An 8,960-nucleotide genomic window follows, 5' to 3' on the forward strand; every position below is an offset into this window, starting at 1 on the left:
CCTAATCAGAACTTTTTTTGTACCATTCAACCACTCTATCAACTTGTGCTTGAGGTAAATATTTAACTTTTAAATTTCTTTCGCCAATACCTGAACGACAACTCAGCCTTAAGTGTGCGAATCTTTTCTGCTGTAGCCAAATACTTTGACGACGTTCCAACAACTGAATACTGTTCTTAGGTACAAAATAAGAATTTTTAGATGTCAGCTGATTATTTTGTAAGAAGACATATTTATCATCCATCACCGTAACGGCAGCTCTTCTAGCATTCAAATACGCTGGAGCAATCCAGATTATTGCTGAAAGTACTGCTACTATGAATACTGAAATAATTGAGATATTGAAGATAAATAAGCCAATTATTAAATCCGTTACCAAACTAAAAATTATGGCATTTCGTAAATCATAGTAATAAGTTCCTGAATTAGCAGTCAACGCCTGCCCTTTTTCTACAGGAATATTTGGGAAAAACTTATGCATAAATTGGGTTAATTTAACCGTTTCAATCACTGGCATGACAATAATATCTTTTTCCGTATCCTCTTTTTTAGAGTTGGAAATAATAACCAATTTAACTGAAACAATGTGTAACATTCTTCTCAACAAAGTCTGCTTAACTACAACTGCTTGAATTCTACTCTGAGAAATACTTGTTTTCTTCGTCTTAAAAAATCCATATTGCATCTCAAATTGACCGTTCTCCATTGTCAGATGGAAGTGATAATATCGCGCAATTAAAGCAAAAACCGATAACAGATAAAAAGCCAAAATTATCAACAGCATGCTCAAAACAACTACGAGCCAACCTAAATGAGCAAATTCTTGAGCAGCAGCCGCATACATTTGCGCACTGATTGAATGTTGCACCTTGCCATAAATTGCTAGAACTACCAACAATCCTGACAAAAACGCTGGCGACGTCAAAGAAAACTTGATCAATTCTCGCCACGTTATTGCATATGACTGGCCATTTGATTTTGTTTCTTTATCTTCAACCACAGTCTCATTTGCCTTGACCTGATTGCGATAGTTATTCAATTCATCCTTTAATCCCACTGAAACTGCTGCCAAACTAACTTCTGGTCCATCCGAATGACCCGCTGTTTCAATTTCTAACTCTTCCAATTTGAATGGGCGCAAGAAGAACCACTGATTAGCTGTCACATTCTGAATTCGATCGTAAGGAATATGGTTAACTTTCTTAACAAAAATACCTTTTCTAACCAAAATTTCTTGATTGAAAAATTGATAGCTGAATGTCATATACTTCACAACATCGCCAACAACTACCAACAAAAAAAGACTAACAAGACCAATTATTGTCCAAAATCTAGCTTGTTGAAACGTTGCAAACGCAAATACAACCGCAGGAATAAACAAGTTTTTAATATCTTTGTAGAAGAAAAATAAAATGGCAGCCGGGCTCAATCTTCTCGGTTTAGATATCATTTTTAGCCTCCTGAGCCAGCTTCATAATAGTCTCCTTCAACTGGTCAGCTTGTTCCGAATTGATACCATCAATCTCACTACGGCCTGATGCAGTAACGATAATTACCTTCTGTAAATCTTTCCAACGTAAAATTGGACCCTGTTTCAAAGTTACATTTTGAACTCGGGCAATCGGAATAATCACTTGCTTTCTAAAAAAGTAGCCACTATGTAATTGAACTTGTCGCTCATCAATGTAGTACGTCCAAAATGCCCACAAATAATTAACTAGAAACAGACTTCCAATAAATATAATCATCCCTAATATTAAAATGATAATCATTATCAAATCGAAATAACCCTTAGCCGTTGCCGGCAATGCCAATCTAATAAAGCCTATTCCAATCATAATTAATGCAAAAATAATAAATTCAATCAACGCGTGAATCCGCCAAATAGTTTTAATACCCTTGGGTAGCCTCTTAACCTTATCCATACTTCCCCCCTATATAAATATTTTCTTGAGTATATCAAAAAAAGAGAGTGCAACAAAACATGGTCAGCTTTCGAGCATTAAGCAAATGGCCCCAGTAATCCGATTTGGGATTACTGGAGCCATTTGTTTTAAGCGGAAAAAGCTATGTTTTGTTACACGTTTATGCCACATATTTAAGTTGAAAATAGCCATGTCAAAACCCTTTTTCTATTTATGCAGGATATTTAACGAATTCATTTGTCGCGATTCTTAAATATTCCTGTCCATCAATTGTGACAATACGGTCAGCTTTCCATGAACTACCAATAGGAAGTTTCTTGGAAATCACCTTACCAGTACTGTTATAAACAGTTGTCTCAGTCTCGGCTTTATAAACAGTTTTAACCGGTTGATAAGTTGTGGAAACTTTCTCACTGACCCAGCCATCGGTTGAAACACGATACATCGTTACGCCATTAATCACAGCACTACCGTCAGTCTTCCAAGCACTACCACTTGGTAATGTCTGACCAGTACTCTTACCTTGAGAATCGTAAATCAATGTTTTTTCAGTGACATGAACAACTGTTGGCTTAGCAGCTGGTGTGAATGCCAAAGATTTAGCGACCGGAATAAATTCATCCGTAGCAACTTGATAATAACTAGCTCCTTTAATCGTCACAATATTGCTGTATTTCCACTCAGTATTTGCCAACAATGATCTAGTCAAAGGTTCACCATAGGCATTTACAGGTGTTACAGCAGTACCAAAGGTCCTCACGATACCGGAAGTAGTCTCTTTAACAAAATCGTAATCAGAAGCTGCTACAACTTCACCAGAGCCTAATAGATAGAAAGGCTTTCCATGAATAGTAGCAGTTGCTTTGACACCAATGTGAGCCAATGCAGCTTCAACACCTATAGGATTGTCAGGAATATAGTAGAAAATCACCTTTTCGCCATCAGCTGTTTTATCTGGTACTTTGATTGGAGCTGGTTTTTTAGCTGGAGTAGAACTGCTTGAACTAGACGATGGTTTCTTTGGAATCTTGGCATATGTCAAAGTAATCACTTGTGGGTCCTGAGTATATTCGCCTTTCAAACCAGTCGTTGGACTAGTCAATTTATAACCAGCAACTGCGGTATCACCAGTTAAATCGAAGGCATCTCCGATATTCGTACCATTAACAGTCTTTGTCATTAAAGATTTGCCGGTACTATCGACATAATTGATAGTTACATTCGGATGATCTTGCCAAATAATTGGTTGACCATTGATAAAATTGCTTAAAAATACACTCTTTCCATAGTGCTTAAAAGTGATGCCGTCAAGGCTAGAAGTTGGATTATAATTAGCATTCAATCCAGCGTTACCATATGTCAATATAGATTCGGTTGGATCGGCGCCATCCAATTCATATTTATCATTGCCAAGACTTTTCAAGTTATAAATTTTGGCTGTACCAGCGGGCACAGATGTTGAAAAATTATAATTAGAAGCCAAATCTTCGCCATCTAAACCAGTGAATGGTTTAGCAGTAAATTTAATTGGTTGACCTTTGACAGCATAAATTGGTGTTGAATTATAGGAACCACCCGTCACATTGAGGTTAAAGTTAGCAGTTCTATTGATATCTTTCAAAGGTGAATAATCAGTAATCGAATTGCCATTCAAAATTAATCCATCATATTGTTGACCATTATTTGAATAGGCTATGATCCAAGGTGCCAAAGTCTTCAATTCAGCATTGTTGATACCGTTATAATCTTGGTCACCATAAAAATCTACTCCACCAGTTGTTGTGGGAACTTCCAATTTTGTAATCTGGTCTACATTAATTTCTTTCGCATTCGGATTACTGAAATTGCCTATTAACATCAAACCATTAAATTTAATACCATCCAAAGGCGTTAAATCGGGGTTAGCTTTGGCATCCGAACCCAGTCTGACTCTAAAATCAATCATATCTGAAGGCAAAAGTTTCAAATATTGAATCCCATCAAGGCTCTCAATTGGTGTAAATTGTGGTTCCAATAATTGAGCTGTGGCTGGATTGAAGGCCATATAAGTTTCTTCATCAACTTCCAGTGTTACTGCGTTTTTATAGCCTTTAATATCACCGACAGTAATATTATCCGTTGGCTTTAGTCCCAAACCTTTCTTAACCAAAGCTGCCAAAGTTGGATCCGCAAAATTTACTACCGTATCGTTGGTAATGTTAGCAGGAATTGAATAATCATTTGTCCCTGTTGCTGGTAATGTCGGCGTTGTGGTTCCAGTAGTTGTGGTTCCAGTACCTGTTGGTGTTGTTGTTGGGATAGATGAACTAGGAAAAGTTACACCTGTTGTTGACCCAGTACTTGCAGTGGCAGTGGTCGTAGTAGTCGAAGGTGTTGCCGCAATACCAGTTGTCGTAGTTATAGTGGAACTTGTTTTAGTGGTTGTCGATGCAGTAGTTGTACTTGTAGGAGCCGTAGCAGTCGTTGATGTACTTGCAACCGTCACTGGAGCGGTAGTTGTTGTAGTCACAGTCGTTGGAGCTGTTGACGTGCTACTTGTCGTTGTATTTACCGCAGGTGTAGCTGTCGTCACACTTTTAAGTGCCGTTGTTGCCGTACTTGGAGATGCTTCACTAGTAGTTGAACTTGTCGAAGTATCAGCCGTCGTAGCCGCTCTAACAGTTTGATTTGATAAAGATGTTAATAATACGGCTGAAAATAATGTTGCCCCTAAGTAAACATATTTTTTATTTGATGACATAATAATCACCCTTCTTTCAGATTTCATCGCCAATTTTAGGTTGAAATATGTCATATACCAAACAAAAAGAGTGTTATACTAAAGACGTGGTAAATCTTTTATTACAGCCATAAAGGATTATTTAGTTTTGACTATACCAATTGTAGAAATTGCATAATTTAAGCTCTAATTAAAAACAAAAAAATCTATGGATTTATAATGTCCACAGATTTTATTCCACTTTTGGAAAACAGTTCTTACAAAAACTGAATCAAAATTAAGTCTAAATGATAGTACACTACGAATTGTATTAAGGAATGACCTCATATATATTAGATAAATTCTTAAAGCGCATTTGGCAGTGCACACAAAGATTGAATATATATACAAAAAAAGATATCAACGGTCGGCATACCGAAGATATCTAGAGATAGTAATTCACACACTAAATTTAAATTAGATAGTAGCACTAAATGATTGTTCCACAACATCGTACATGGCAACGTACTGATCAGGAGCAACACGTAAAAACGGAACACCGTTCGAATAATTGATTTCAGTATCAGTAGCCCATTTACTATCGGCTGCAAGTTGAACATCATTTCTTTGAACTAAATTATGATCATAAACATTTACATCTTTATCTGCGCCGTCGAGTGATTGAACTTTAATAATCATTCGACGGTTTTTGTATGCAAAACTATCCTTTGCACTAAGATATCCATCGGCTGAAACTTGGTAATAGTCACTTCCGTTAATGCTTTGTGTCTTAGCAACTTGCCAAGTACTGTCTTTATCCAAAGCAATATTGATCTTGTCCCCGTTTTGATTGTAAAGTTGAGCTTCATCGCTACTTACTTGAGCATAGTTTCCATTTTGGGTAACTGATTGAGCGTTGACATTTGTAACGGAACTAGCTGCAGTGGCAACTGCACTACCTGTACCTAAAAGTGCACAGACTAGTAGTAACATAGTTTTCTTCATAATAAATAACCTCGATATACATTTTTTAGTTTAATCCCCAGCACACCATTTTTTGGCAGAAAAATAGCGCACACAAAAATTGATTCTGATATACAAAAAAAGATTTTTTTATAATTCACACATTTGCTTATACAGATTGGCATAATCCTAAGCACCTTTATACTACAAGGAATCGGCACTTATTTCAACATATTTGTGTGAAAAATGATATATTTCTCTATTAAATTTTTTATATATTTAATATACCAAAATTACGAAAGTGCTATAATAGCTTGACTCATCTACTTTTGTAAACCTATGCCACATGAATATAAAAAAAGAGTTTTCCAAAAAAAATTTTGGATTACCCTTTTTAAAAACTAGTATTATCTTTCTGTAAACGATTGCTGAATCACATTCCACATACCAACATATTCATCGGTGGCAACACGGACAAATGGCATACCATCTGGAGTGGTGATCACACGATCTGAATACCAATAAGTACCTGGAGCCAAAGCAACACTCGAGCTCTCAACAAAGTTGTGGTTATAGACAGGAACATCTTCATCGGTCTCTACTCTAATAACCTCTGGTCTATCACGATACATATAGCTATCACTGGAACTTAAGTACTCATCAGTTCCAATTTGATAGTAATCTTTGCCGTCAATAGTTGCGGTTCTCCCAAGATACCAACAACTATTTTCAGGTTCAGATTTACCTAAAGAATCACCAGAGGCATTATATACTTCTGCAGAATGTGAGCTAACGTCGACGAAATATCCGCTAGTTACAGACTCAGCCTTGACACTTTGGATTGGCAAAAATGAAAATCCTATTCCTAGTAGAATTGTAAAAAGCACTACTATAACCTTTCTTTTCAAATTACTTGCTTCCTTAGTCTCCTTAGACTATCCAGATTATAATATGTTTAAACAATTTCAACAACATTATTACTTACTTAAATATTTATAAAAAAAATCATCAATCCATATAGATTGATGATTTTTTTGTTTATCTGTTAACGCATTTTGGCGAGCAATGATTCATTCTTATTCGACTTTGCTAAGTACAAAGCAAGATTGTAATAATCTTGATAAGCTTGTTTTTCATTGTTATCGTCCTTAATCGCATAGGCAGCTTGATAATTAAGTTCGTCCAAGAAATAAGATACATGTCTTGTTTGAGCAATATTTAATCCGCAACGGCTGAAATCATATGACCTCTTATACAATTCCATGATGTTGTAAGATTTAGCAAGCGTCTTACAAATAAAGAGAATTTCCAAATCACTGGCATTTGAGATTTGAGAAACTTCGTCAACTGAAGTAGTGATCATTTTGAAATAATACTGAGCACGATCATTATGCTTTTGTCCTAAGTAATTCATCCCTTTGAACAAATATGCAAGCAAAGTATAGATATCGTCCCCTGCGGACTTGGTATATTGCAATACCTTGTCTAAACCAAACAGTGAAACATCGTAATTCTTGTTCCAGTAATCCATCACACCACTAATCAATTCATACTGCTTCATGTCATTATCGTTCAGTTTACCTTCCAATGATGACATTCTTTCATCGATATCTGAGATTTTTCCGAGCAAAACATCTCTTTCAATAGCGTCCAAGGCACTTTCTTCTTTGACTGAAGATTCGGTCGTAAAGTCACTGAATACATCATTCAATGTCAAACCTAGCTTCAAACAAATCTTGATCAAAATGTTAACCGTTGGCGCTATGTTATGCTTTTCAATCTTACTTATCGTATTTTGAGTACAAATATCGTTAGCTAACTCAATTTGAGTCAAATTCATTTCTCGTCTTTTATTATAAATAATAGATCCAAGAAACAATGGCAACACACTCCCATCTATCGTTATGATATTTATCAATAATACTATACCACCACATAAATATATATATGACGGTGTGACCAATAAATAATCCATTTGCACAAAAATTTCTTTCAAATATTTGCATATGCACAATTTTTTTTGTATTAAATGACGTAATTTATTTTGAAACGGAAAAGCAAGAATATTACGTGAATAAATTTTGTGAAGAAAAAGTCGGGTATTAAATAACTTATTTTTAGCATTATTTCTCGATATAGTATGTTGAAATACATGAATATTTATTGATTCAATATATCGGAAAATACTAATTTGATTTAAAGTCCTAATTTTAAAGCTGTTTATATAAATCTGTTGCATCTCTAGCCCAACAGTTAATTTGAGATTAATTCCACTAGCATCCAATAATCTAAGATAACGTTTTTTAATTTAAAGAAAGCCTAAAATGCAATTTTTTCTAAATCACCCTTTCAACTTTGCAGAACGATTCTTACCGTATCTGAAACATTCACAAACTGCCGAGACCATATAATCAAATCGTCTAATCGAACTAGTTTTTACATATTATAGAGGATGGAAGGTCAGAATATGAGATTTCAACAATTGAAAAGTGATTCGAACATGATCATGAGAAAAAAATTAGTTAAATCAAAAAAGAATTGGATTGTGATCAGTAGTCTGACGTTTGCGGGCGGAATTTTTCTAATTGGTACACCAGATATGGTTCAAGCCGCTACCGTTAAAACTGCTGTGACTAATCCAATGCCTTCAAATATTGGTGGGAATTCTTCCTCGCCTGCCTTGAATCCTGTTAATAAAGATACAAAAGTTTCTACAAAAACAGTTAAAGAGGATGTCAAAACACCTATTTCTCCTATTAAAGCACCTACTCCAGTGGCTGACGTTTCTAATAAGGCTGAACCTGTAGCAAAACCTGTCGTAAATAATGTTAAACCATCCACTCTGATAACCGAGACATCTAAGGAAAACACTGAACCTACACTAAAGCCTTCTGGCTCAATTAAACCAGCACCTACTACGCCAACAGATACCAAACCTCAAGTTACTAAATCAATTCAAACTCCAAAGGCCTCTTCAATCAATGAACAAGAAGATACCGCAGAAATTGCTAAGAAGATTGATCACGGTGCTGGTTGGAAAATCACTGATAATGGTACCAACTTACTTATTAATGGTCCTCTGACTGATCAAAAAGGTGACGATACTGAACATTGGGGCGGTTATACTAAGCAAATTACTACTATTAATATTGATAAAGAGGTTAATGCGCCACTTAAGTCTTCTTACCTATTCGCTAATATGGAAAATTTAACTATTATTAAGAACTTGGGGAATTTGAAATTCATCCGAAAATTTCAATAACAAGTTAGCCACTTGGACAAAATAAATTGAATCCAAGTGATATCAGTATTTGAAGTTTATAAATATGTCTTTAAGCGCCACAGGAACTAGCAAAGAGTTCTTGTGGCGTTTT

At 35.5% G+C, this 8,960-nt stretch carries 7 protein-coding genes; 1 reads left to right on the top strand and 6 read right to left on the bottom strand.

Going from position 1 to position 8,960, the window contains the following annotated elements:
• Position 1: 1 nt before the first annotated feature.
• The 6 genes from AAA923_RS10980 to AAA923_RS11005 all read right to left on the bottom strand — a co-directional run bounded on the left by AAA923_RS10980 (position 2) and on the right by AAA923_RS11005 (position 7,825).
• Entirely contained in the window at positions 2 to 1,450 is a 1,449-nt protein-coding gene (locus tag AAA923_RS10980) for a PH domain-containing protein (protein WP_338217088.1), read from the bottom strand.
• Positions 1,440 to 1,925 carry a PH domain-containing protein gene (locus tag AAA923_RS10985; protein WP_338217090.1) on the bottom strand — a complete coding sequence of 162 codons (486 nt, stop codon included), beginning with the start codon at positions 1,923 to 1,925 and terminating at the stop codon, positions 1,440 to 1,442. The genes AAA923_RS10980 and AAA923_RS10985 overlap by 11 nt, the downstream gene beginning before the upstream one ends.
• Before the next feature lie 211 nt (positions 1,926 to 2,136).
• A complete protein-coding gene (locus AAA923_RS10990; RefSeq protein ID WP_338217092.1) occupies positions 2,137 to 4,665 on the bottom strand; it encodes an SLAP domain-containing protein in 2,529 nt (842 codons plus the stop codon).
• Between the two features lie 435 nt (positions 4,666 to 5,100).
• Positions 5,101 to 5,628 (bottom strand): SLAP domain-containing protein, encoded by a 528-nt coding sequence (locus AAA923_RS10995; protein ID WP_338217094.1) that lies wholly within the window; start codon positions 5,626 to 5,628, stop codon positions 5,101 to 5,103.
• A gap of 365 nt (positions 5,629 to 5,993) precedes the next feature.
• Positions 5,994 to 6,494, bottom strand: a complete 501-nt coding sequence (locus AAA923_RS11000; protein ID WP_338217096.1) for an SLAP domain-containing protein — start codon at positions 6,492 to 6,494, stop codon at positions 5,994 to 5,996.
• A 137-nt stretch (positions 6,495 to 6,631) separates the two neighbouring features.
• A complete protein-coding gene (locus AAA923_RS11005) occupies positions 6,632 to 7,825 on the bottom strand; it encodes a helix-turn-helix domain-containing protein (protein WP_338217098.1) in 1,194 nt (397 codons plus the stop codon).
• Positions 7,826 to 8,053: 228 nt separating this feature from the next.
• On the opposite strand from AAA923_RS11005, the gene AAA923_RS11010 reads away from it, so the two are divergent.
• A complete protein-coding gene (locus AAA923_RS11010) occupies positions 8,054 to 8,848 on the top strand; it encodes a KxYKxGKxW signal peptide domain-containing protein (protein ID WP_338217100.1) in 795 nt (264 codons plus the stop codon).
• Positions 8,849 to 8,960: the final 112 nt, after the last annotated feature.

Origin of the sequence: Companilactobacillus muriivasis (assembly GCF_036246245.1) — a bacterium.
Classification (GTDB): Bacteria; Bacillota; Bacilli; order Lactobacillales; family Lactobacillaceae; genus Companilactobacillus; species Companilactobacillus muriivasis.

What these genes read in the sequence shown, in the direction of transcription:
- AAA923_RS11005 (WP_338217098.1), bottom strand. Translation starts at nt 7,825, where the DNA reads ATGCAACAGATTTATATAAACAGCTTTAAAATTAGGACTTTAAATCAA.
- AAA923_RS10990 (WP_338217092.1), bottom strand. Translation starts at nt 4,665, where the DNA reads ATGTCATCAAATAAAAAATATGTTTACTTAGGGGCAACATTATTTTCA.
- AAA923_RS10980 (WP_338217088.1), bottom strand. Translation starts at nt 1,450, where the DNA reads ATGATATCTAAACCGAGAAGATTGAGCCCGGCTGCCATTTTATTTTTC.
- AAA923_RS10985 (WP_338217090.1), bottom strand. Translation starts at nt 1,925, where the DNA reads ATGGATAAGGTTAAGAGGCTACCCAAGGGTATTAAAACTATTTGGCGG.
- AAA923_RS10995 (WP_338217094.1), bottom strand. Translation starts at nt 5,628, where the DNA reads ATGAAGAAAACTATGTTACTACTAGTCTGTGCACTTTTAGGTACAGGT.
- AAA923_RS11010 (WP_338217100.1), top strand. Translation starts at nt 8,054, where the DNA reads ATGAGATTTCAACAATTGAAAAGTGATTCGAACATGATCATGAGAAAA.